This is a genomic window from Lonepinella sp. MS14436, assembly GCF_042470565.1.
Lineage (GTDB): Bacteria > Pseudomonadota > Gammaproteobacteria > Enterobacterales > Pasteurellaceae > Lonepinella.
Window position 1 is genome coordinate 642,201 of the sequence record NZ_CP170385.1, and the last position, 24,799, is coordinate 666,999.

The 24,799-nt window shown below is 38.0% G+C and carries 23 protein-coding genes and 1 pseudogene; 13 read left to right on the forward strand and 11 right to left on the reverse strand.

The window, feature by feature from the left end; all coding sequences use genetic code 11:
- Positions 1-2: 2 nt before the first annotated feature.
- Entirely contained in the window at positions 3-1,334 is a 1,332-nt protein-coding gene (locus O1Q81_RS03090) for a Na(+)-translocating NADH-quinone reductase subunit A (RefSeq protein ID WP_386698179.1), read from the reverse strand.
- A 277-nt stretch (positions 1,335-1,611) separates the two neighbouring features.
- Positions 1,612-1,923: a BolA family protein gene (locus O1Q81_RS03095; protein WP_386689294.1), complete on the reverse strand. Its 312-nt coding sequence runs from the start codon at positions 1,921-1,923 to the stop codon at positions 1,612-1,614.
- A gap of 102 nt (positions 1,924-2,025) precedes the next feature.
- Here O1Q81_RS03095 and O1Q81_RS03100 point away from each other — a divergent pair, with 102 nt between their 5' ends.
- Entirely contained in the window at positions 2,026-2,625 is a 600-nt protein-coding gene (locus tag O1Q81_RS03100; RefSeq protein WP_386695667.1) for a YajG family lipoprotein, read from the forward strand.
- A gap of 67 nt (positions 2,626-2,692) precedes the next feature.
- On the opposite strand, the gene apaH is transcribed toward O1Q81_RS03100, so the two are convergent.
- The 4 genes from apaH to pyrR form a co-directional block, all read right to left on the reverse strand.
- On the reverse strand, positions 2,693-3,517 hold the full coding sequence (gene apaH / locus O1Q81_RS03105; RefSeq protein WP_386698181.1) for a bis(5'-nucleosyl)-tetraphosphatase (symmetrical) ApaH: 825 nt from the start codon (positions 3,515-3,517) through the stop codon (positions 2,693-2,695).
- Positions 3,518-3,525: 8 nt separating this feature from the next.
- Entirely contained in the window at positions 3,526-4,386 is an 861-nt protein-coding gene (gene rsmA, locus O1Q81_RS03110; protein ID WP_386698183.1) for a 16S rRNA (adenine(1518)-N(6)/adenine(1519)-N(6))-dimethyltransferase RsmA, read from the reverse strand.
- A 63-nt stretch (positions 4,387-4,449) separates the two neighbouring features.
- A complete protein-coding gene (locus tag O1Q81_RS03115; RefSeq protein ID WP_386698185.1) occupies positions 4,450-5,397 on the reverse strand; it encodes a peptidylprolyl isomerase in 948 nt (315 codons plus the stop codon).
- A gap of 70 nt (positions 5,398-5,467) precedes the next feature.
- Positions 5,468-6,004: a bifunctional pyr operon transcriptional regulator/uracil phosphoribosyltransferase PyrR gene (gene pyrR / locus O1Q81_RS03120; RefSeq protein WP_386689304.1), complete on the reverse strand. Its 537-nt coding sequence runs from the start codon at positions 6,002-6,004 to the stop codon at positions 5,468-5,470.
- Positions 6,005-6,141: 137 nt separating this feature from the next.
- Here pyrR and rdgB point away from each other — a divergent pair, with 137 nt between their 5' ends.
- From rdgB to serA, 10 genes are all read left to right on the forward strand, one after another.
- On the forward strand, positions 6,142-6,741 hold the full coding sequence (gene rdgB, locus O1Q81_RS03125; protein WP_386698187.1) for an RdgB/HAM1 family non-canonical purine NTP pyrophosphatase: 600 nt from the start codon (positions 6,142-6,144) through the stop codon (positions 6,739-6,741).
- 9 nt (positions 6,742-6,750) lie between these two features.
- A complete protein-coding gene (locus O1Q81_RS03130; RefSeq protein ID WP_386692412.1) occupies positions 6,751-7,074 on the forward strand; it encodes a YbjQ family protein in 324 nt (107 codons plus the stop codon).
- Positions 7,074-8,228, forward strand: coding sequence for a radical SAM family heme chaperone HemW (hemW, locus tag O1Q81_RS03135; RefSeq protein ID WP_386698189.1), 1,155 nt, complete (start codon positions 7,074-7,076; stop codon positions 8,226-8,228). The genes O1Q81_RS03130 and hemW overlap by 1 nt, the downstream gene beginning before the upstream one ends.
- A 73-nt stretch (positions 8,229-8,301) precedes the next feature.
- Complete coding sequence (gene citC, locus O1Q81_RS03140; protein ID WP_386698191.1) at positions 8,302-9,336, forward strand: [citrate (pro-3S)-lyase] ligase; 1,035 nt, start codon at positions 8,302-8,304, stop codon at positions 9,334-9,336.
- 23 nt (positions 9,337-9,359) lie between these two features.
- The gene (gene citD / locus O1Q81_RS03145) at positions 9,360-9,647 is read left to right on the forward strand and encodes a citrate lyase acyl carrier protein (RefSeq protein ID WP_386689314.1); all 288 of its coding nucleotides are present in this window, start codon (positions 9,360-9,362) and stop codon (positions 9,645-9,647) included.
- On the forward strand, positions 9,644-10,519 hold the full coding sequence (citE, locus tag O1Q81_RS03150; protein WP_386689316.1) for a citrate (pro-3S)-lyase subunit beta: 876 nt from the start codon (positions 9,644-9,646) through the stop codon (positions 10,517-10,519). Before citD ends, citE begins: the two co-directional genes overlap by 4 nt.
- Positions 10,520-10,529: 10 nt before the next feature.
- Positions 10,530-12,044, forward strand: a complete 1,515-nt coding sequence (gene citF, locus O1Q81_RS03155; RefSeq protein ID WP_386689318.1) for a citrate lyase subunit alpha — start codon at positions 10,530-10,532, stop codon at positions 12,042-12,044.
- A gap of 7 nt (positions 12,045-12,051) precedes the next feature.
- Positions 12,052-13,443, forward strand: a complete 1,392-nt coding sequence (citG, locus tag O1Q81_RS03160) for a triphosphoribosyl-dephospho-CoA synthase CitG (protein WP_386689320.1) — start codon at positions 12,052-12,054, stop codon at positions 13,441-13,443.
- Positions 13,444-13,650: 207 nt separating this feature from the next.
- Positions 13,651-14,310: a ribose-5-phosphate isomerase RpiA gene (rpiA, locus tag O1Q81_RS03165; RefSeq protein ID WP_386689322.1), complete on the forward strand. Its 660-nt coding sequence runs from the start codon at positions 13,651-13,653 to the stop codon at positions 14,308-14,310.
- Positions 14,311-14,369: 59 nt separating this feature from the next.
- On the forward strand, positions 14,370-15,602 hold the full coding sequence (gene serA / locus O1Q81_RS03170) for a phosphoglycerate dehydrogenase (protein ID WP_386689324.1): 1,233 nt from the start codon (positions 14,370-14,372) through the stop codon (positions 15,600-15,602).
- Positions 15,603-15,659: 57 nt separating this feature from the next.
- On the opposite strand, the gene hda is transcribed toward serA, so the two are convergent.
- The 3 genes from hda to upp form a co-directional block, all read right to left on the reverse strand.
- A complete protein-coding gene (gene hda, locus O1Q81_RS03175) occupies positions 15,660-16,352 on the reverse strand; it encodes a DnaA inactivator Hda (protein WP_386698193.1) in 693 nt (230 codons plus the stop codon).
- Between the two features lie 54 nt (positions 16,353-16,406).
- Positions 16,407-17,642, reverse strand: coding sequence for an NCS2 family protein (locus O1Q81_RS03180; protein WP_386698195.1), 1,236 nt, complete (start codon positions 17,640-17,642; stop codon positions 16,407-16,409).
- A gap of 178 nt (positions 17,643-17,820) precedes the next feature.
- Positions 17,821-18,447, reverse strand: a complete 627-nt coding sequence (gene upp, locus O1Q81_RS03185) for a uracil phosphoribosyltransferase (RefSeq protein ID WP_386689329.1) — start codon at positions 18,445-18,447, stop codon at positions 17,821-17,823.
- A 240-nt stretch (positions 18,448-18,687) separates the two neighbouring features.
- Here upp and O1Q81_RS03190 point away from each other — a divergent pair.
- Both O1Q81_RS03190 and cpxA read left to right on the forward strand, forming a co-directional pair.
- Positions 18,688-19,371, forward strand: a pseudogene (locus O1Q81_RS03190) (response regulator); the annotation flags it as partial.
- Positions 19,372-19,477: 106 nt separating this feature from the next.
- Positions 19,478-20,860, forward strand: a complete 1,383-nt coding sequence (cpxA, locus tag O1Q81_RS03195) for an envelope stress sensor histidine kinase CpxA (RefSeq protein WP_386698197.1) — start codon at positions 19,478-19,480, stop codon at positions 20,858-20,860.
- 43 nt (positions 20,861-20,903) lie between these two features.
- Here the strand turns inward: cpxA and O1Q81_RS03200 are convergent, their stop codons facing one another.
- On the reverse strand, positions 20,904-22,226 hold the full coding sequence (locus O1Q81_RS03200) for an MFS transporter (protein WP_386698199.1): 1,323 nt from the start codon (positions 22,224-22,226) through the stop codon (positions 20,904-20,906).
- A gap of 29 nt (positions 22,227-22,255) precedes the next feature.
- Positions 22,256-24,712: a glycerol-3-phosphate 1-O-acyltransferase PlsB gene (gene plsB / locus O1Q81_RS03205; RefSeq protein WP_386689337.1), complete on the reverse strand. Its 2,457-nt coding sequence runs from the start codon at positions 24,710-24,712 to the stop codon at positions 22,256-22,258.
- Positions 24,713-24,799 lie beyond the last annotated feature (87 nt).

A 24,799-nucleotide genomic window follows, 5' to 3' on the forward strand; every position in this document is an offset into this window, starting at 1 on the left:
TTTTAACCTTCCTTCTCGATTTTTTCTAATGCTTGACGCAATAACACACCGTAATCGGTTTTACCTGGACAAACATAGGTACAAAGGGCTAAATCTTCTTCATCTAACTCTAAGCAACCTAATGCTTGTGCTGAATCCGTATCACCAGCGGCTAAATCACGTAATAATAAGGTGGGTAAAATATCCAACGGCATCACACGTTCATAAGAACCAATTGGTACCATGGCACGGTCGCCACCATTAACTGCGGTGGTAAAATTGAATAATTTACGGCTAAAGTGACCTAATACGGTACGAGTAATGGAATATTTACCTGGTTGCGGCGTGATCCAACCCATAAATTCTTTTTCGTCACCTTCGGCTAACACCGACACTTGCAAGGCATAACGACCTAAATAATCATGTGGACCTTGTGCAGTTGCACCATGTAACACAGAACCTGAAATCACACGGTTATTACCACTGTTTAATTCATTTGCTGTAAGTTGCGATAGATTTGCACCTAGACAAGTACGGACTAAACGTGGTTTTTTCACTTGTGGACCCGCTAAAGAAACCACTCGATCAGTAAATAATTCACCAGTGGTAAATAATTTACCAATAGCAATTACATCTTGATAATTCAAATGCCACACATGTTTAGTGAAACTGACGGGATCGATGAAATGAATGTGTGTTCCCACTAAACCTGCTGGATGAACCCCTTTCACATCATGAACGAGGGTGGTGCTAGCACTTGGTAATGTTACATCAGCAGCTTTCACCAGATTAATTTTATTGTGTAAACGACCTAACACAGTTAAACCATTAGTAAAATCATCTGCATATTGTTCAATAATCACTGCAGGATTTGCGGCTAATGGATTGGTGTCCATGGCATTCACAAAAATAGATGATGGTACGGCATCTACCGCAGGAATTTTGCTAAATGGACGAGTACGAAATGCTGTCCATAAGCCTGAGGATTGTAAATTTTGACGTACTTGCTGTTCAGTTAATTGACGTAAGGTACATACGCCATAATTAGCAAATGTTTCTTGTTCGTTACCTTCCAGACGAATAACCACAGATTGTAATACACGCTTAGCACCACGATTAATCGCAGTTATAGTACCACTTGCAGGGGCAGTGAAAACCACGCCAGGATTCTTTTTATCTTCAAAAAGAATTTGACCTTTTTTCACCACATCTCCTTCACGTACTTTCATTGAAGGACGCATACCCACATATTCTTCGCCAAGCATAGCAACTTCGGTTACGGTATTACCGTCACGGATTACTTGTTCGGGTTTTCCTGCAATAGGAAGATCCAAGCCTTTTTTAATCGTAATCATTATTTGCACTACTTTTTCGTTAGGGTTGAAAATTAAGTCACTATTTTTAAAATAAAAATTGCTAAAATAATGACCGCACTTTGAGTGATAACGTTGGAGAGAATAAAAGATAGCCCCCCAAGAAATCATAAAAATAAAAACTCAAATTCAGTGTTGTTCATAAAAAAACAATAATAACAAAGTATTTTAACTAAAATCTGACCGTTCTTCCAGTTTAACCGTACTTTTTTATGTGTTTTTGTTAAAAAAAGGTGAAAATATTTTAATATCTACGGGGTTATAAACCTACGCCAGCACAATTTGGTGATTTAGGATAATTTCCTTGCAAGTTTTGCCATTCTATTGGTGTATAGGTATGTAAGGCTAAAGCATGAATACCATTTGCGAGATCTTGAGCAAGTAATTGATAAATCAGGCGATGACGAGCTACTTGACGAATGCTGTTAAATTTGTCGCTGACTAACACAATTTTAAAATGTGAATTTGCCCCTTTTCCTGAACTGTGCATATAGCTTTCATTTTCAATCTTCACAAAGTGCGGTTGAAATTCGGCAATTAAACGTTTTTCTAATTCTTGTTGTTTTGACATAGATGATTTCCTAACATAAAAATTTTGCATAGAAAGGCTATACATTATTGACGAAGTTTGCAAGAATATAACCATATAAATTTTGACATTAAAGGATCAATCATGAAGTTAAGTAAAACAATCTCATTGGCTACATTAGTGGCTAGTGCAATTTTATTGGTAGGCTGCTCCAACACCCCGAGCAATACATTAAGTTTCAATCCACAATCTCCAACAGCTACGACAGCATTTAATGCACAAAATCAAAAAGCGATTGTCAATGTGGTGAGTAAAGATGGACGTAGCCAACCTGAAATCTCAAGCTACACAATGAATAGTGCATTATTTAAATTGTATTCTTCTCCAGCAGTAGAAAAATTATTTCAACAAGTGATTCAACAAGATTTGAACGCAAAAGGTTTTCGTTTAGCCGATAGTGGCGTAAATACGAATGTACTAGTGACGGTAAAAGATTTTTATGCGAAAGTGGAAGAGGGTAATATTCGCCATAAAATTACCTCTAAAGTTCAGCTAGAAGTTCACGTTCAAGGGTTTAAAGGTAACTTTACTAAGAACTTTGGTGCAAGCCGTGTTGATGAAGGTGCATTGGGGGTGAATAATGATGATATTCAAAAATCCTTAGATGCAACTTTGAAAGATGTGGTTTCAGCATTATATAAAGACACTGAAATTGCAGGTGCAATTAGTCGTTATGTAAATTAATCTCGTTACTAACTCTCTAACTGCGGTGAAAAAAATTCATTTTTTTTCACCGCGGTTTTGTTCATTTCTAGTCAATCGTGGCATTCAAGCTCGTTTGCACAAAATACCGCTGATCTTCCCAACGTAACAACGTCATTCGATTGCCCCATGCACAACCTGTATCTAAGGCATAAATATTACTCGGTGTCGGTGTGTCCACAAGGCTTGCCCAATGTCCAAAAATAATATTTTCGGTTTGGAATAACGGATTATCACATTGATACCATGCCATTAATTCATCAGGTGCCTGCTCTAACGGCACTTTACAATCAAAATCCAAACGATGATCTGCATAGCAAAAACGCATACGGGTGAACACATTAATAATGTAACGTAAACGATCAATACCCGTTAATTCAGACGACCAACGATTAGGGTGGCTATCATACATTTGTTTGAGTAAATCAGCGTAGTGGTCGGATTGTAGAACTGCTTCGACTTGCTTGGCACATTGTTGAGCTGTGTTTAAATCCCAGTCAGGCGAAATACCTGCGTGAACGAGAGTAAAATTCAGTTTTTCATGGTGAATAAACAAGGGTTGATGACGTAGCCAATCCATTAATTCAGCAAAATCAGGGGCGGCAAAGATGGCATCTACTTTATCTCGAGCTTTGACTTTTTTAATACCCAGTGCGGTGGAAAGTAAATGTAAATCATGATTGCCTAATACCGTATGACCACGTTGCCCTAAAGATTTAGCAAAGCGTAAACATTCAAGGGATTTATCACCACGAGCAACCAGATCACCGGTGAAATAAAGTTCATCTTGCGTGGCATCAAATTGAGCTTGTTCTAACAAAAGTTGCAATTCATCATAGCAACCGTGTAAGTCGCCGACAATGTAAGTTGACATCTACGCTCCTAGTCATCAATATCGGAAATTTCCGTTTTATCTTCTGCAGGTGGATTATCATATAACCAGTTGGCTAATCTGGCATAATCCGCAATAGTCAAATTTTCTGCACGAGCATTTAAATCCACCCCAAGTGCGGTGAGATTTTCCGCAGAAAATAGCGTTGATAAGGCATTACGCAAGGTTTTACGGCGTTGATTAAAGGCTTGACTGGTCACACGATTTAACCAATACAGATCTTTCACTGGATTTGGCAAAATCTGATGGGGAATTAACCGTACCACTGCGGAATCCACTTTCGGTGCGGGCTTAAATGCTGTTGGTGGAACTTCTAATACAGGCATGACTTGGCAAAAATATTGTGCCATAATCGTCAGCCGTCCATAAGCCTTGCTATTGGGGGCTGCACACAAGCGTTTGACCACTTCTTTTTGTAACATAAAGTGCATGTCTTGGATTTTGTCGTGGAATTTGAATAGGTGAAACATTAACGGTGTCGAGATATTGTAGGGTAAATTACCAAATACCCGTAATTTTTGCCCTTTCTCCACCAGCCTTTCATCATCATACAATTTGCCAAAATCAAATTGCATCGCATCGGTTTCAATCACCTTTAATTTGTGATGTAAAAAAGGATGATGGCGTAAGCGTTCTGCTAGATCTCGGTCTAATTCGACTACGGTTAACTGATCTACTTGCTCACCGACAGGTTCGGTTAATGCCCCTAAGCCGGGACCAATTTCCACTAGATATTGATCTTTTTGCGGATAAATGGCGGATACAATGCCTTGAATCACATTGTCATCATGTAAAAAGTTTTGCCCGAAACGTTTTCGAGCGGTATGTCCTAAATGTCGTTTTGAATTCATACTGTATGTATTATGTAAGGTAAAAAATAAAAAGGTGGGCGATTGCCCACCTGAGAAAATGGTTTATTTAACAAGATATTGAATATCCGCCCCTTTACGCAAGGCTTTTACCCAGTCTTTGGATTCTTCTTGTAATTGCTGATTTACTAGCGTTTCATACGCTTTTTGATGGAACATATTTTCACTGGCTTTACCTTGTTTGGTATCGGTAACTTCCAAAATATGCCAACCAAATTCAGTTTTAAATGGTGCAGTAATGGCACCTCTTTTCGCATTTGCTACTTGTTTGGCAAATTCAGGTACATAATTATCAGCTGGAGCAAAACCTAAATCACCGCCACTGGCACCTGATAAATAGTCTTTTGAATAATCTTTAGCAGCACTCTCAAAGGTGGTTTTACCTGAAGCAATATCGGTACGAATTTTGTTTAACTCTGCTTTTGCTTGCTCATCATTCAATAATGGAGTTAGTTTTAACAAAATATGACGCACTCTGTAATGTGTTGTGGTTAAGGCTTGTTGATTACTACTGTTTTTCGCCTGTTCCCACATTTGATGACTCAAGGCTTCTACTTGTTCACGGCTGACATCAATATATTTACCAATAGTACGATTACGTACTTCTGACATTAAAATCTGATTAGCAATATTATTACGGAATTGTTGTAATGAAATGCCTTGGTAATCTAACGCATCTAATAATTGACCATAAGTTAAGCCATTTTGTGCCGCAATATGACGCACGATTTGATCGACTTGAGCAGGGTTCACTTTAACGCCTGATTCTTTAATGGCTTTTTGTACCAACATATCATCAATAATGTTATCTAATGCTTTAGTACGATTACTTTCAGTATTTGCTTTACCACCTAATGCTTTTCTAACTTGACTTTCTAAAATAGGTGTACCATCAATGGTCGCTACTACTTGTTCAACTGCTTGTACATTGATCGAAATCACTAATGCACTGATCGCAATTAAGAAAATTGATTTTAAAGAATGAAGTTTCATATTTATCCGTTAATAAAAGTTAATTAAATACAACCTGTTAGATTACAGGTGGCACAAAAAGTTCCGCTATCTATTGTGACAGTAAAGCCACATTGTAGCAACTATCAAATTTCATGGTACGTACTTGTATCTTTTCATTACGGCTGGTAGGTACATTTTTGCCTACATAGTCCGCTCGAATCGGTAATTCACGGTGTCCACGATCTACAAAAATCACTAATTCGACTTTAGATGCTCGCCCAAAATCTACCAAAGCGTCAAGTGCTGCCCGAATTGTCCGACCTGTAAATAATACATCATCTACTAAGATTACCGTTTTATTTTGTATATTAATATAATCAGAAGATCCTTTATATACGGGGATATGGCTTGGTTCGGCATATTCTAAATCATCACGATAAAAAGTGATATCTAAATCAAATGAGGGGATTTCTTGTTGAGTTAACTCATTAATTTTACGTTTAATAAGAGCTGCAATTTCTGCACCGCGACGTTTAATTCCCACGATAATTAATTGATCTAAATCAGCGTGCTTTTCGATAATTTCATGCGAAATACGAGAAATGGTTCGCATAAATTGGTCTTCATCAATAATGATTTTTTCCATAAAAAATCCTTGCTTTCAAGCGGGCAAATTAAATTAGCGTTACTATAGCAAAAATTCAAACAAAAATGACCGCACTTTGATGAAAAAATCTTTATAATATGAAAAAATCCACAGAGCATAATAAAATTGGAGAGAAAATGAAACAAAAAGTCGTACTTGCAACAGGTAATCAAGGCAAAGTAAAGGAAATGTCAGATGTTCTGGCGGATTTTGGTTTTGACGTGATAGCTCAAACGGATTTAGGTATTGACAGTCCCGAAGAAACGGGTTTAACGTTTGTGGAAAATGCCTTATTAAAAGCCCGTTATGCGGCTAAACTATCAGGCTTGCCAGCGATAGCGGACGATAGCGGATTAGTGGTTGCCGCATTAAATGGTGAACCAGGGTTATATTCTGCCCGTTATGCGGGAGCTGAGGGTGAAAATGCGGAAGCATTAAATCGCAAAAAATTATTACAAAAATTAGCAGATGTCCCCACCGAACAACGTCAAGCCAAATTCGTCAGTTGCATTGTGTTATTACAACACGAAACCGATCCAAGCCCGATTATTGCGGAGGGGGAATGTTGCGGGCAAATTGATTTTGTAGAAAAAGGATCAAACGGTTTTGGCTATGACAGCTTATTTTTTAGCCCAGAAAAAAATTGTACTTTTGCGGAATTAGATCCCGCAGAGAAGAAAAAAATTTCCCATCGAGCCAAAGCCTTAGCCGTATTAAAAATGAAATTACAAAAATAAGGAAAAACTATGTTAGTAACCACAACAAACTGTATTGAGGGCAAGCAAATCGTTGAATATAAAGAATTAGTATTTGGCGAAGTGGTGGCTGGAGCCAATTTTATTCGTGATTTCTTTGCGGGATTAACGGATATTTTTGGCGGACGTTCAGGCTCTTATGAACGTAAATTAACCAGTTCACGCCAAGAGGCATTAAATGAAATGATCGAAAATGCACAACGTTTAGGGGCAAATGCCGTAGTCGGTGTCGAAGTAAACTATACGTCCATCGGTTCGGGTTCAAAAAGTATGTTTATGATTACCGCTAGCGGTACTGCGGTGATTGTACGTTAATGGCTCAACTGACCTTACCGCCATTAAGTTTATACGTGCATATTCCTTGGTGTGTCCAAAAATGCCCTTATTGTGATTTTAATTCCCATGCACAAAAGAGCGAAATTCCAGAAAGGGAATATGTACAACATCTGTTAACCGATTTACAACAAGATCTTGAACGTTTGAAAGACAGCGTACAGGATCGTTGTTTACATTCCATTTTTATTGGTGGGGGAACGCCGAGCCTATTTTGTGCGGAAAGTATTCATCAATTATTACAGGGGATTGAGCAACAAATCCCCTTTTCACCGAATATTGAAATTACCTTAGAAGCCAACCCTGGCACCGCCGAGGCAGAGCGTTTTAAGGGTTATGTCAAAGCAGGCGTAACACGCATTTCAATGGGAATTCAAAGTTTTAACGATGAAAAATTACAAGCGTTAGGACGTATTCACAATGCAGACGAAGCCAAAACCGCGGTGCAATTTGCCAAAGATTCTGGGTTAAAAAGTTTTAATTTAGATTTAATGCACGGTTTGCCGAATCAGACCTTGCCACAAGCATTAGATGATTTACGCCAAGCTATTGCCTTAAATCCACCGCATTTATCTTGGTATCAGCTCACCATTGAACCCAATACCATGTTCGCCTATCGCCCACCACGTTTGCCAGATGATGACGAACTTTGGGATATTTTCGAACAAGGGCATCAATTATTAACCGAAGCAGGTTATCAACAATATGAAACCTCCGCCTATGCCAAACCGGATTTCCAATGTCAGCATAATTTAAATTACTGGCGTTTTGGCGATTATTTGGCGATTGGTTGTGGGTCGCATGGCAAAATGAGTTTTACCACAGGTGAAATCTTGCGTTACAGTAAAACCAAACACCCCAAAGGTTATATGCGTGGTGAATATTTATATGAAGAAAAAAACGTGCCTGAAATTGACCGCGGTTTTGAATTTTTTATGAATCGTTTTCGCTTGTTGGAGGCGGTGCCTAAAATAGAATTTGAGCAATTTACAGGGCTACCGCAAAGTGCGGTGCAAAAACAAATAGATTTTGCCGTTCAGCAGCATTATTTAACTGAAAATGAAAAAACATGGCAAATTACCCAACATGGTAAATTATTTCTGAATGAATTATTGGAGCTGTTTTTACCAGATTGAATAATCCTGTTAATTTTTATCAAAAACATATATAATATCAGCATATTCTCACTTAATTTATCCCTTTTTATATATGTATTCTACGCGATTTAATTTAAATTTAACAAATGGTAATAAATTATTAAATTTAATTAAATCTTTATTAACAAAAAATCATTTAACTCTCGATCCTCAAATAGAAACTTTTATATTAGTTTACAATGAACAGGATAATTTAGTCGCCTGTGGTGGATTAGCCGGCAATATCATAAAATGTGTAGCGATTGATGCAGAATATCAAGGTGAAGGATTGGCTTTAATTCTCTGTACGGAATTAGTTAATCTAGCTTATGAATTAGGGCGAACGAATTTATTTATTTATACCAAACCAGAATATGAGAAATTGTTTAAAGCCTGTGGTTTTTATTCTATTTCTCATGCCTATCCTAATGTTGTTTTATTAGAAAATAGTGCGACTCGTTTAGCAAAACAATGTCAAACTTGGTCAAATTTACGAGTATGCGGTGAAAAAATTGGTGCCATTGTAATGAATGCAAATCCTTTTACATTGGGACATCGTTATTTAATTGAAAAAGCCTTACAACAATGTGATCATTTACATTTATTTGTGGTCGGAGAAGATGCGAGTAAAATTCCTTACCGAGATCGTTTTGCTCTAGTACAACAAGGTATTGCGGATTTAAAGCATATTACTTTACATCAAGGATCAGATTACATTATTTCGCAAGCGACTTTTCCTAGCTATTTTTTAAAAGATAAAGGCATGGCAGATGAGCTTTATTTAGAATTGGATTTAAGATTATTCCGTGAAAGAATTGCTCCAGCTTTAGGTATCACTCACCGCTTTGTGGGGAATGAGCCTTTTTGTGCAGTTACAGCTGAATATAATCGACAAATGTATTATTGGTTATCGATTGCAGCCATGGATTCAAATCCGATTAAAGTAGTAGAACTTGAGCGTTTGACTTGCCATGGGCAAGCAATTTCAGCGTCACAAGTTCGTCAATTATGGCAACAACAAAACTGGGAAGCCTTAAACTCACTGGTTCCCGTCACAACACTTGATTATTTACAGCAACATAGCGTAAATAATTATCAATCCATTTAACTATAATAACGAAGAGGTAATCTATGAAGATAGTAAAACCAGCGGTAGCGGGAACACTTGAGTCTAGCGATGCAATGATTAGAGTTGAGCCAGCGACACAGCTTGATATTGAAATTAATAGCTCGGTATTTAAACAATTTGGTGAACAAATTCGTGCCACAGTTAAAGCCGTTTTAGCTGAACTTGATGTACAACAGGCATCTTTAATTATTGATGATAAAGGAGCATTGGATTGCGTATTAAAAGCTAGACTAAAAGCAGCTCTATTACGAGCAAGTGATAGCGAACCTAATTGGGAGAAATTACTATGAAATTAAGACGCAGTATGTTATTCGTACCGGGTGCAAACGCCGCTATGATCAGTAATAGCTTTATTTATCAACCAGATTCGATTATGTTTGATTTAGAAGATGCGGTGGCGTTAAAAGAAAAAGATTCCGCTCGTTTATTAGTTGCTCATGCTTTACAACATCCGCTTTATCAAGATATGGAAACCGTAGTGCGTGTTAATCCATTAGACAGTGAATTTGGTTTGGCAGATTTAAATGCTGTAGTGCGTGCTGGGGTCGATGTGGTACGTATGCCAAAAACGGATACCGCACAAGATGTGATTGCGATGGATCAAGCGATTGGTGAAATTGAGCAGGCTTGTGGACGTGAACAAGGTTCCACTAAATTATTAGCAGCGATTGAATCACCATTGGGCATTACCCAAGCGACTCAAATTGCGTTTGCATCTAAACGCTTAATTGGTATTGCATTAGGTGCTGAAGACTATGTACGTAACTTAAAAACGGAACGTTCTGCCGAGGGGATTGAATTATTATTTGCTCGCTGTTCAATTTTACAAGCTGCTCGAGCAGCAGGTATTCAAGCCTTTGATACGGTCTATTCTAATGCCAACAACGAAGAGGGTTTCCTAAAAGAAGCGGCTCATATTAAGCAACTTGGATTTGATGGAAAATCCTTAATTAACCCACGTCAAATTGAATTACTACACAATTTATTTGCACCAACACAAAAAGAATTTGAGCAAGCGGAAAAAATTATTGCAGCAGCAACAGAAGCAGAGAAACTTGGGTTAGGTGTGGTATCACTTAATGGAAAAATGATTGATGCCCCGATTATTGATCGTGCAAGACTGGTTGTCGAACGTGCGAAATCAGGGATTAGAGTGGAATAAGGGGAAGAATATGAAAACAAGAATTGAACGCTTAACACCATTTACACAACAACATACCTGTTTGGCTACTTATCAAGCTGAACCTAAAGCACAATCATTGGTTCGTACCGCAAAAGATCGCAAACTTTGTACAGATTTAGAAGATGCAATTCGCCGTTCAGGATTAAAAGATGGCATGACAATTTCTTTCCATCACGCTTTCCGTGGTGGGGACTTTGTGGTGAATATGGTTATGGCTAAAATTGCCGAAATGGGCTTTAAGAATTTAACCTTAGCATCAAGTTCATTGATTGATAGCCATTTCCCATTAATTGAACATATTAAAAATGGTGTGGTTACTAAAATTTATTCTTCTGGTTTACGGGGTAAATTGGCAGATGAAATTTCTAATGGGTTATTAGCTGAACCTGTCAATATTCATTCACACGGTGGACGTGTACATTTAGTTAAATCAGGTGAATTAAAAATTGATGTTGCCTTTTTAGGTGTACCTTGCTGTGATTCATTCGGTAATGCGAATGGATTTACTGGAAATAGTAAATGTGGTTCTTTAGGTTATGCTCAAGTGGATGCTGAATTTGCCAATAAAGTTGTTTTATTGACAGAACAATTCGCAGAATATCCACATCATCCAATCAGTATTGCACAGGATCAAGTGGACTTAATTGTGCAAGTGGATGCGGTAGGCGATCCTAAAAAGATCGGTGGCGGTGCGACTCGAATGACATCTAATCCAAGAGAGTTGTTAATTGCACGTAAAACGGCAGAAGCTATTTTTGCATCGGGTTATTTTAAAGATGGTTTTTCTTTACAAACAGGTTCTGGTGGTGCGGCATTAGCGGTAACTCGTTTCTTAGAAGATCGTATGAAACGAGATAATATTACTGCCAGCTTCGCTCTCGGTGGAATTACTGCAAGTATGGTGGCATTACACGAAGCAGGTTTAATTAAGAAATTAATTGATGTACAAAGTTTTGATAAGGATGCAGCAGAATCTTTAGCTCGTAATCCAAATCATATTGAAGTATCTGCGAATCAATATGCCAATTTTAGTTCAAAAGGGGCATCGGTTGAACGCCTTGATATTGTCGTGCTAAGTGCGTTGGAAATTGATAGACATTTTAATGTTAATGTATTAACTGGCTCAGATGGTGTTATCCGTGGTGCATCAGGTGGACACTGTGATACAGCTGCATCTGCTCAAGTAGCGATTATTGTTGCACCGTTAGTACGTGGGCGTATTCCAACCGTGGTTGATGAAGTGATTACTTGCGTTACCCCAGGTGAAAATATTGATATTTTAGTCACTGATCACGGTATTGCGGTCAATCCAAAACGGCTAGATTTAATTGAAAATTTACAAAACGCTGGGATAAAATTATTCACTATTGAACAGTTAATGGAAAAAGCCTATGCGTTAACGGGTAAACCAAAAGATATTGAATTTACCGATAAACCTGTTGCGGTCGTACGTTATCGTGATGGTTCAATTATTGATGTGGTTTATCAAGTAAAAGGTGAATAATTTAAATATGAAGACAAATTGGCAATTTTCTCCGCCAGTTTATGCTATTGAGGGTGAAATAGTTGCTCTGGAAACCTTGTTAACCGCTCGTGAGCAACGTTTTATGCAGCAACAGCAGTTACTCGCTCAATATCAGCAGCCAGTTTTATCAGTAACCTTATTAGCAGCTGGGGCAGTAAAACGTAACGAATTACTGGATAAGATTTTTGCCATTTGTTTGAAATATTTAAATGCTTGTTTCGTGCAACAAGGCTGGCATATTTGTGAGCAAATAATCCAGTCTTTGCCTACAGGGCATCAGGCTTTGTTTGTTTTACCTGTGGAAGCACTGACACTTAAACGAGTGATGATTGAGATTGAGCAATCTTTGCCTTTAGCTCGGTTATGGGATTTAGATGTCATCGATCTAAATGGACAACCTATTTCTCGTCAAACCCTTGGGTTTCCTGTCCGTACTTGCTTAATTTGTAATGAAGAAGCCAAAGTATGTACTCGTCATAGAACCCATTCAATAACAGAAATTTATGCAGAAATGCAAGACCTGTTAAATCAGTTTGAATTAACGCAATTATTAGCCAATCAAGCAGATGATGCGTTACGCCGAGAAATTGCGTTAACCCCCAAACCAGGTTTAGTCGATCGTGCGAATAATGGTTCACACCATGATATGGATTTTACGACCTTTGAAAAAAGTTGTTCAGCACTTTTGCCTTTTTGGCAATACTTTGTGCAAACAGGCATAAATGGAAAACAGGAAGATTTTGCTGGGTTATTCCGTCAACTAAGAAGTGTTGGTGTACAAGCTGAGAAAGCCATGTTTTCTGCGACCAACGGAATCAATACACATAAAGGGGCGATTTTTGCCTTTGGTTTGGTATTAGGTGCATTTGGTTGGCTATGGGGAAAGCATCAGGTTATTTCAGTGGAAAGTTTATGTGATACGGTGGCACATTTAACACAAGGGATTAGTCGTGAATTACAAGCCACAGCACTGGCACACCCGAGAACAGCGGGTGAACAATTATTTGCTCAATATGGTTTGACAGGGGCAAGAGGTGAAGCTGAAAGTGGTTTTGCTTTAGTGCGTCATTATGCGTTAGCTATTTTTAAGCAGTATGCAAATTGTGATCAGGAACATCAGCACTATTTAATTTTATTAAATTTGATGGCTCATAATAATGACACCAATGTCGTTCATCGTGGTGGCTTAGCAGGATTACAATTTGTACAACAACAAGCAAAGCAGTTGTTATCAAATCCATGCCATAGAGATAAACAATGGCTAAAAATACAGCTAGACAGATTTGACCAAGATTGTATTAAGCGTCATTTAAGCTGTGGCGGTAGTGCAGATTTACTGGCACTCACCATTTTCTTTTCTTTCTTATTGAGAGGTTAAAATGGCTTTATCAGTGTCATTAGCCCAATAATAAATATTAAATAAATGGTCATCTTGAGAAGATATGACCATTTATTTTTAGTTTTTCCAAGTTACATGAATTATTTTATGCGATGACTTGAAATAATTTTATGCTACACAACTTGTCTATCATGCTTTTTAGTATTAAAGTGTAGCAATCGTTTTACAAAAGACTAAGGATTAAAAATGGATCAACTCGAAATGAAAAAACAGGCAGCTAAAGCCGCCTTACAATTTGTTAAACCTGATATGATCGTGGGAGTTGGTAGTGGTTCCACGGTGAATTGTTTTATTGATGTACTTGGCAGCATGGCAGACCAAATTAAAGGTGCAGTGGCGGCATCAAAAGCATCAGAAGAATTATTACGTAAGCAAGGCATTGAAGTTTTCAGTGCGAATGATGTATCGAGCTTAGATATTTATGTGGACGGTGCTGATGAAATTAATCCACAAAAAATGATGATTAAAGGCGGTGGTGCGGCGTTAACTCGTGAAAAAATAGTGGCATCATTGGCGAAGAATTTTATTTGTATTGTAGATAGTTCAAAACAAGTCGATGTGTTAGGTTCAACCTTTCCTTTGCCTGTCGAAGTGATTCCGATGGCACGTTCTCAAGTGGCACGTAAATTGGTCGCTTTAGGTGGCTCTCCAGAATGGCGTGAAAATGTGATTACAGATAATGGCAATGTCATTTTAGATGTACATAATTTCAAAATTCTAAATCCAGTAGAAATGGAGAAAACATTAAACAATGTGGCGGGTGTAGTGACTAACGGGATTTTTGCTTTAAATGCGGCAAATACCGTGATTATTGGTACGCCAGACGGTGCAAAAATTATTAAATAAAGCACCGCACTTTTTCTTTCATTTATTTAAAAACACAACATAACTAAAGGAACCTAAATATGACAAGCAAAGTGTCTTTAGACAAATCAAAAATTAAATTCTTGCTGTTGGAGGGTGTGCATCAAAATGCGGTAGATATTTTGCAAGCAGCAGGCTATACCAACATTGAATATCATAAAAAAGCCCTTGAGCCAGATGAATTGAAAGTAGCCATTAAAGATGCCCATTTTGTTGGCTTACGTTCCAGAACGCATTTAACCGCTGATGTGATTGCCGAAGCAAAAAAATTGATTGCTATCGGCTGTTTCTGTATTGGCACTAACCAAGTAGATTTAAATGCCGCGAAAGTGCGTGGGATTCCAGTGTTTAACGCACCATTCTCAAATACTCGTTCAGTGGCGGAATTAGTGTTAGGGGAAATTTTATTATTGATGCGTAATATTCCTACTGCAAATGCACAGGTTCACCGTGGTGAATGGAATAAAAGTGCGGTGGGTTCTCGAGAAGTTCGTGGCAAACGCTTGGGTATTGTGGGTTATGGTCATATTGGTTCGCAATTAAGTATTATTGCAGAATCCTTGGGAATGAATGTATTTTTCTATGATGTGGAAACCAAATTGCCGTTAGGAAATGCACAACAAATTTCATCACTAGAAGAATTATTAAGCACCAGTGATATTGTGTCATTGCACGTACCTGAATTGCCATCCACCAAAAACCTAATGAATGCAAAACGTATTGCTCAATTAAAACAGGATTGTATTTTCATTAATGCGGCTCGTGGTACGGTGGTGGATATTAATGCGTTAGCTCAAGCCTTGCAGCAAGGTAAAATCCGTGGTGCTGCTATTGATGTGTTCCCTGAAGAACCAGCGTCCGCAGATGAAGTGTTCGAGTCGCCATTACGTCAATTTGATAATGTGATTTTAACTCCACATATCGGTGGTTCAACTACGGAAGCACAAGAAAATATTGGGACGGAAGTAGCGAGTAAATTTGTTAAATATTCCGATAATGGTTCAACCCTTTCTTCGGTGAATTTCCCAGAAGTTTCTTTACCAGAGCATACTGGCACCAAACGCCTATTACATATTCACCATAATAAACCTGGTGTATTGAATAAGATTAACCAGATCTTTGTAGAAGAGAATATTAATATCGCCGCACAATATTTACAAACCGATCCGCAAATTGGTTATGTGGTGATTGATGTAGAAACGGAGAATACCAATGGTTTATTAACCAAACTAAAAGCCATTGATGGGACAATTCGAGCCAGAGTGTTATTCTAAAATTGATGAAAAAACGCCGTACTTTGCGTAAAAGTGCGGTGTTTTTTTATGTGTTTTTTATAATCCCAAAATCTCTTTCACAAACGGAATCGTTAATTTGCGTTGAGCTTGTAATGATGCCTTATCTAATTTTGCTACCGCAGTAAATAAGCTGTGCATATCTCTATCTAAGCGTTTGATTAAGAAGTTTGCGGTTTCTTCGGATAATTCAATACCAAGTTGATGAGCGTTTTGCTGTAAGGCTTGGATTTTTTGTGCTTCATTTAAGGAATGAAGCTGATAGATTTCACCCCAGCGTAAGCGTGATGCGAGATCGGGTAATTTTACGGGGAGTGAAGTAGGGGAACAGTCACTACTAATCAGTAAAAGTGCGGTGTTTTTTTCTTTAATTCGGTTAAATAAGTCAAAAATGGCAAGTTCCCAGTCGTGATTGCCAATAACGGCTTGTAAATCGTCTAGGCAAATCACATCTTGTTGTTCTAGGTTGTCTAAAACCGCGGTGGAAAAATAAGCATATTTACTTAAAGGAACATAAATGCTGTGGCGGTTTTCGGAAATAATGTGGTTAGCAACTGCTTTGAGTAAATGGCTTTTACCACTACCAGAGGCTCCCCAAATGTAAAAGAACGGTTGTTGTAATTGCTGGAAATTTTTGCGTAACGAGTTGAGCAACAATAGGTTATTGTCGCCATAGAAATTTTCTAAGGTTTCATCATCTAGTTGATGAATAGGGAGAGAAAGTTGTTGCACAAAAAATCCTATCAATTCCCCTCTCCCATGGGGAGAGGGATAGGGTGAGGGTTATTATTCGACTTTATTCTCTGCTTTTGGCAAAACCAAGTTTAGAATAATTGCCACGATAGCACATAAGCTGATACCTTTTACTGACAGTTCGCCTACATTAACAAACATACCGCCGATACCGAAACTCATTACCACCGAAATAATACACAGATTGCGAGCTTCTGTCACATCGACTTTAGCACGAATTAAGGTACTCATTCCCACTACTGCGATAGAACCGAATACGAGCATCATAATCCCCCCCATAACAATAGTTGGGATAGTCGAAAGGAAAGCACCAACTTTACCACAGAATGAAATTGCGATAGCCCAAACCGCCGCCCATGTCATAATGTTTGGGTTAAAGTTACGAGTTAGCATAACAGCACCAGTCACTTCTGCATACGTAGTATTTGGTGGTCCACCTAATAATGATGCTGCGGTAGTTGCCACGCCATCACCTAATAAAGTGCGGTGTAAACCAGGTTTTTTTAGGAAGTCTTTGCCAGTCACGGAGCTAATTGCCATGATTCCCCCTATGTGTTCAACAGCGGGAGCGATGGCGATCGGGAGTAAGTATAAAATGGCTTCTAGTTTAAATTCTGGTGTAGTAATTTCAGGTAAGCTGAACCAAGCTGCATCAAACACGGGTTGGAAATTAATTAAGCCTAAGCAAAGGCATAAAATATACCCCACAGCAATACCAAACATAATCGGGATAAGTTTCATGATCCCTTTAGAGAATACAGCAACACATAGTGTTGTGAGCAAAGTCACTAATGAAACTAAGATTGCCAAGTCGTATTCATAGGCTTGTACCGTCCCTTGTTTACCAACTGCCATATCAACGGCTGTTGGAGCTAATCCCATACCGATAATAATGATCACAGGACCCACAACCACAGGTGGGAAAATACGTTCTAAGATTGCTACACCACGCAATTTGACTAAGGTGCTTAAAGCTAAATAAACTAAACCAGTACAAGCCAAGCCCCCCATCGTTACAGCAATACCCCAAGTTTGTACGCCGTATTGAATGGGGGCGATAAATGCAAAGGAAGAAGCAAGGAATATAGGAACCTGTTTACCCGTGCAAAGTTGGAATAATAAAGTTCCCAACCCAGCGGTTAATAGAGCAGTATTCGCATTTAGCCCTGTGATTAATGGTACCAAAACCAAGGCACCAAAAGCGACGAATAACATTTGTAAGCCAACGAAAGCTTGTTTAGTTTTACTTTGAATTTCAGGTGTTGTCATAGTTTTTTACTTTAAAGTGCGGTGTAAAATTCACTGATTTTTACTCACAATCCCTTTAAGGATTGTTCGGGACATTGTCCCTGTGCAAATAATTATTTGCAACGTTGTAAATTCTTTCAGAATTTTTTGCACCGCGGTTACAGAAAAATGCCTTTGATGTTTATCAAAGGCATCGGGATTATTTAGTTCCGAAAATCTTATCACCAGCATCCCCCAATCCAGGGATAATATAACCATGTTCATTTAGGTGGTCATCAATGGACGCTGTGTATAATTCAATATCTGGATGAGCTTTTTCTAGTGCTTTAAGTCCTTCTGGAGCAGCCACTAGCACTAGTACTTTAATGTGGTTACAGCCTTTTTGTTTTAATAAGTCAATGGTAGCAATCATAGAACCACCTGTTGCCAACATTGGGTCAACCACAATGGCTAAACGTTCTTCTAAATCACTAGCTAATTTTTGGAAATAAGGCACAGGCTCTAACGTTTCTTCATTGCGATACATACCTACCACACTAATTCTGGCACTTGGAATATGTTCTAACACCCCATCCATCATACCTAAACCTGCACGTAAAATCGGCACCACGGTAACTTTCTTACCTTTAATTCTATCCACATTCACGGGACCGCACCAACCATCAATGGTGACATTTTCAACTTCTAAATCGGCGGTCGCTTCATAGGTCAATAAGCTACCTACTTCAGTGGCTAATTCACGAAAGTGCTTAGTGCTAATATCTGCCATACGCATTAAGCCTAATTTGTGTTTGACTAAAGGGTGTTTTACTTCGACGATTTTCATAGATAATCCTTAGTTAAAATTTGCGGGATAATTGCAATAGATAAATCTTACGAATTTTAAGAGATTTTGAATCAAATTAACAGTACAATTTTTTATTTTGTATTTCTTTTTTACGAAGAAATAGATTAGAATTAGCCATATTTTTTTGAGAAATTGTTCGGGACCATGCACCCATTGCAAGCAATGTCGAACATTCCAGTAGAATTTCTTGACCACTGTTGAGTAATTTAGGAGATCATAATGCCTTTATTGTTAGTTGATGATGACCAAGATATTCGTTCGTTATTAGCAGATTTGTTATCCTTGGAAGGATTTCATGTGGATGAAGCGGAAAACGGCAAGGTAGCTTTAGAGAAATTAGCGGAAAATAGTTATCGGCTTATTTTATTGGATATTATGATGCCTGTCATGGATGGTATTGAAACTTTAAAAGAGATTCATAGACTTTATAATACACCAGTGCTAATGCTGACTGCTCGTGGCGATGATTCGGATCGTATTCAAGGTTTAGAATTAGGTGCAGATGATTATTTAGCCAAACCTTTTAATGATCGTGAATTGATTGCTAGGATTAGGGCTATTTTGCGGCGTACGGATACCAATGTCGCTTTGAATACTCAAAATATTATTAATTTTGAGGGATTAATTTTAAATACCGCGACTAAACAAGCCAGCTATAAAGGAAAATCATTAGAATTGACCGCCACGGAATTTGGATGTTTAGAACTTATTGTGTCACAAGTGAATTTAGCAGTTAGCAGAGATGATTTAAGTCTGAAAGTATTGGGTAAACCGCTTTCTCCGTATGATCGCTCCATTGATGTTCACATGTCAAATTTACGTAAAAAGTTACCACCAAGAGAAAATAATGATTTGTGGTTCAGAACACTGCGTGGACGGGGTTATGTCATGCTCTCGGATGAATACTGTTTTAATCATAATGAACAAGATGAAAATGCTTCTCAAGATGATAAACTCGGGGGGGGTAATTGTATGATTTATAAGGAAAATTGTGATAACCGAGGCAGTAATGAGAGTTACTGTTAATTTTCTTTCGGCTAAGATTTTTATTTTATTTTGGTGTGTTTTTGGATTATTGCTATTAACTGTGTATTTTGTTCCACAATTAGATACACGTTTATATATGGATTTAACTTCTCAAGATATAAATAAATACCAACAAGATATTATTACTGCGGTGAGAACCCAGCAATTTTCTCGTCTATTAGAAATGCCAGAAAATCCTATTGAAGAAAAGTTAGATTTTCCGCGTCCAGTATTGATGGATAGCGAGAGAAATATTATCGGTGCAAGAGATAATGAAATTAACTATATCCGAGATTTTATGTACCATTCTAATGATGTGTTACATCCACAGTCTAAAGCTTTCCGTAGCCTTTTGATAGCAGGACCTTTTAGTATTCATTTGACTAACCAAGATCAACAAGTTGAGTACTTTGCTTATTTTGTTACCCATGTGGATCCACAAAAGATTATAGTCAATTATATTTTTGATCATCCATGGTTTTTAATCATGCTATTAATGTTGGTTTCTACGCCAATTTTAGTTTGGTTATCTTATAGTCTAACTCAACCTATTAAACGCTTACAACGAGCGGCAAATGCAGTGGCATTGGGGGATTTTAGGGTTAATAAAGAATTAGAGGACACAGGTGTAGTTGAACTTCGTCAAGTGGGAGCAAGTTTCAATCAGATGATACAATCTTTGGTTGATGTGATTGATACCAGACAGTATATGATGTCGGTAGTATCACACGAGTTACGTACACCATTGACACGTTTGCAATTAGCCGCAGGATTAATTCGGCGGAAGATGGGGGATAGTAAGGAATTAGAGCGGATAGAGATGGAAACTAGCCGTTTAAATCAAATGATGAATGATTTGTTGTTAATTTCTGCCGCAAAAATGGAAAGTAGCCTATATCGAAAATGTGTTTCTTTGTCACAGATTTGTGAGAATGTATTAGATGATGCTGTGTTTGAAGCCAAAGAATTGAAGATTGAGATGCGTATCAAGCAGGAAATTAAATCACCAGAAAAATATTTTCTTTATGGTAACTTAGAAAGTTTATCCAGTACACTCGAGAATTTGATTAGAAATGCCTTGAAATATACTAAGTCCATTGTAGAAGTGAGTTTTGTGTTACGAGGTGGTCAGGTATTTATTATGATTGATGATAATGGTGAGGGATTATCGGAATCCGAGTATAAACATATTTTTAAACCATTTTATCGTGTTGATGAAGAGCGTACCCAAGTGAAAAAAGGGTTAGGCTTAGGATTAACGATTGTATATAGTACAGTAAAATCACATCAAGGCGAGGTCTGGGCAGAAAAAAGTTACTTAGGTGGCTTACGTATTGTCATGAAATTGCCATTTTGGCGAGATTAATTCACTCAAAACAATCCCCACTAATTTGTGGGGATTATTAGTATTACACGGCTTGAATTTTAGTTGGTTGTTTTAGGAAATATAAAGCAATGACTGCAATCAATAACACAAACCCCACCGCAATATATAAACTTTGTTTTTGCCAACCTAAATCTAATAGAGAGCCTGCAATGGTTGGTGCTAAGATAGAACCAACACGCCCCATGCCAATCGACCAACCGACCCCAGTACTACGAATATCTGCGGTATAGATATTAGGATTTAATGTATATAATCCACTAATACAACCATTCATCAATGCCCCAACTAATACGCCGAATACCATGGCTAACCATAGAATAGAAGACGAGAAAATAAAGATGATAATCGCACAAGATGATAGAATGGTAAATAAAATCAACACATTACGAGCAGACCAGCGACTGGCTAGTAAACCATAACATAAAGATCCTATAGTGCCACCGATAGAGATCATCATGCCCACTACGATACTTGCATTTTCACTCATGCCAGCTTCTTTTAATAAGGCGGGTGTCCATGAACTGACGAAATAGAAACTGAACATAATTGCAAAAAATGCAGTCCAGATAAGCAAAGTGGAACGTAAGTATTGTGCATTGAATAATTGTGAAATAGGTAATTTTTTCACCGCACTTAGGCTAGGATCTTGCGTTGCTTTTTCTGGTAATGCCCAGTCTTTACCGAAGCCCATTTTCTGGGTAATTTTATTTAAACGTTTTTGGGCGTTGAACGGTTGTTTATTTAATAGAAAATCAATAGATTCAGGCAACCAAGCTAATAAAACCAGAAGACATAATCCAGTTAATCCAGCACCAGCTAGATAAACGGCACGCCAACCATAGACATCTTGTAACCCAACAGCAAAGAAACCGCCTAATACTGCACCAACCCCAAAGCCAGCCGCATAAACACTAATCGCAAAGCTACGCCATTTACGTGATGAATATTCGCTGGTAAGAACGTTGGTTCCAACCAGAATACCACCGACCCCAAGACCTGTAAGTAAACGCCAGCCAAATAAGGCTTCGTGGTGTTCAATAAAGGCAGAACCGAACATCCCCACCGCAGACAACGCAATGGCAATTAATAATAGTGGACGGCGACCGATTTTATCCGCCAGTGGTGCTAAAAATAACGATCCAGCCGTCATACCGATTAGCCCTGCACTCAGTAAATAGCCAAGTTGTATGCCAGTTAGGGCAAATTCTGCTTTGATAGATGATGCGGTAAAAGCAAGGGCTAATACATCAAAACCATCTAATAGGTTCATAATCGCTGCCATCACCACAATCGCCCATTGATAACCAGACATTGGGCTATGATCGATTTTTTCTCTTAAATTCATAGAGATTCCTTAGGAAAATATAAAAATAATTAAACGTTGTCTTCTGTTTTATCTTCTGGGTTAATTTCTTCCGTTTTTTCCACCGCACTTTGAATGGTTAAATTAATTTCTGCGGAAATTAAACGCATGAAAATGTCGGATAATTCTTGTAATTTAGCTAAATCTGCATTGCCATTTTCATCAAAATAACCGTTGTTTTTCAAACTATTAATAAAACCAGAGAAGACCGCTTTATCAAAGAATTCAGGGGCATTGATACCATGTAATACGGATAAACGTTGGGCGATAGATTGACTTTCTTTTTCTAAACTCGTGCGAGACATCGCGGGATCGTTACATAACAAGCTCACCGCAATTTGGTAGCGTTGCAGAATTTCACGCATACCCGCTGACCAAAGTTGTAAGCTCCGTACTTTTGGACGGTTAATACTGAGTAAAGTATCGTTAGATTTAATTAATTCTTGGCGATTGAGTTCATTAATAATACTTTCAATCTGTAGCTCTAATTCTTCTTCACTAAAATGCAAAAATAATTCTGCACGTAAGAACGGATAAATTTTCTCTACTGCATCAATCACTAAATCTTGTTGGATCGCTCCATAATGCAATACGATACTTGCCACTAAAGACGGTAACACAAATAAATGCTGGATATTATTACGATAATAGGTCATTAATACCGCTGAATTACGTTCCAAACGAACAATTTCGCCAAAGTTATCTTTTTCAGTTAATACCCCCACACGATCTAAACTTAACACATGATTTAACATTTGTTCAGGGCTTTCCGCTGGTATAATCATATCTTGCGAATACGGGGTATTTTGCAATAATTGTTGATAGCTTTGTAACTGTTCTAATAACTGTTCACGAGTTAAAGCCCGTTGACGAGAAGATAATAATGCGGTTCCCGTCAGATTCATGGCATTTACTGCCGCCGCATTATTAATATTGACCATCACCTGATTAGATACTTGATCCACCGCTTGATTAAACCAAGCAGGACGTTCTTCTTGGTTGGTTTGTTTCCAGTCTGGATAATGTTGAGTTAAATAATTATTCAATGAAATAGGCTCACCAAAATTCACATAGCCTTTACCGAGATTGCGTAATTTTTTAATCACACGCAATACCAAGCCTGCATTTTCTTTTTCTTTCGCTGCACCACGCAATTCTTTTGCGTAAGTATCTACTTCTAACACATGTTCATAGCCTACATACACGGGGACAATAGAAATTGGGCGAGTTTGCCCTTGTTGTAAGGCTTGCAAGGTCATTGACACCATGCCAGTTTTGGGGGCAAGCAAACGTCCTGTGCGTGATCGTCCTCCCTCGATAAAGAATTCCACCGCATAACCACGATGAAATAATTCAGCTAAATATTCACGGAATAGCGTTGAATATAGACGATTACCTTTGAATGTACGGCGAATAAAGAAAGCACCACCACGGCGGAATAATCCTCCCACAGGCCAGAAATTCAAGTTAATTCCAGCGGCGATATGCGGTGTTACTAAGCCTTGATGATACAACACATAGGATAATAATAAATAGTCAATATGACTACGATGGCATGGAATATACACGATTTCATGCCCTTCCAAGGCTAATTTACGGACACGATCTGCGTGCTGGACTTCAATTCCTTGATATAATTTATTCCACAACCAACGTAAAAAACGATCGGCTAAACGTAAGCCCTCATAGCTTACATTAGCGGCGATCTCATCAAGAATTTTTTCGGCTTCTTTGGTCGCTTTTTCTTTGCTTATGTTTTTAGATTTTACTTCATCATCAATGGCTTGCAAAATGGTTGGCGATTGCAATAATTTTTTAAACATAGCTTGACGATTAGGCAATCTAGGACCAGCCGCCGAAATACGTTGTTTGGCAAAGTGTATTTTGGCGACACGAGCCAATTTTTGGGCAATTTTTTCGTCCGAACCATGCTCATCGACCATATAACGCAAAGAAACAGCTTGAGAAAAACGGACAAAGGTATCACGTCCAAACCAAAGAATATTGAAAGTTTTTTGGACACAATTCAGTAAACGCAATTTGGGTAAACCGTTTTTATCTTCTTGCCCTGGGGAACGTCCCCACAACACTGATACTGGCACAAGTTGTACATTTAAATCCGCCAAAGTGCGGTGTAATTCAAGATATTTATAAAACACTTTTTCCGTTTCTTGCTTCGCACCCTTGGATTTAAAGAAACTATGCCCTTCATCTAAAAACACATAACGTGGCACTTTTTCGCCATTGATTTCATTCGGTTGTAACGGATCAGGTAAGCCCACGTGTAAACAGTTGCGTTGAAAAATCACTAAATCAGTTTGTGATGTATAAGGTAATACATAAACAAAAGGCTGATGAATATCAAGATTCAATTCAGCAATCGGGTGATGAGGAATAGGATTATTTTTCACAAAAAACGACAGTGGAATACCTAACATTTTACGGTATAATTTAGTTAATGTTGACATTGAAAGAATCCTTCATTTTTTATCAATTTTTATTAGTTTAGCATAGCCTAGGGCTATCTTTCAAAAATACTTATTGTCGAGAGAATA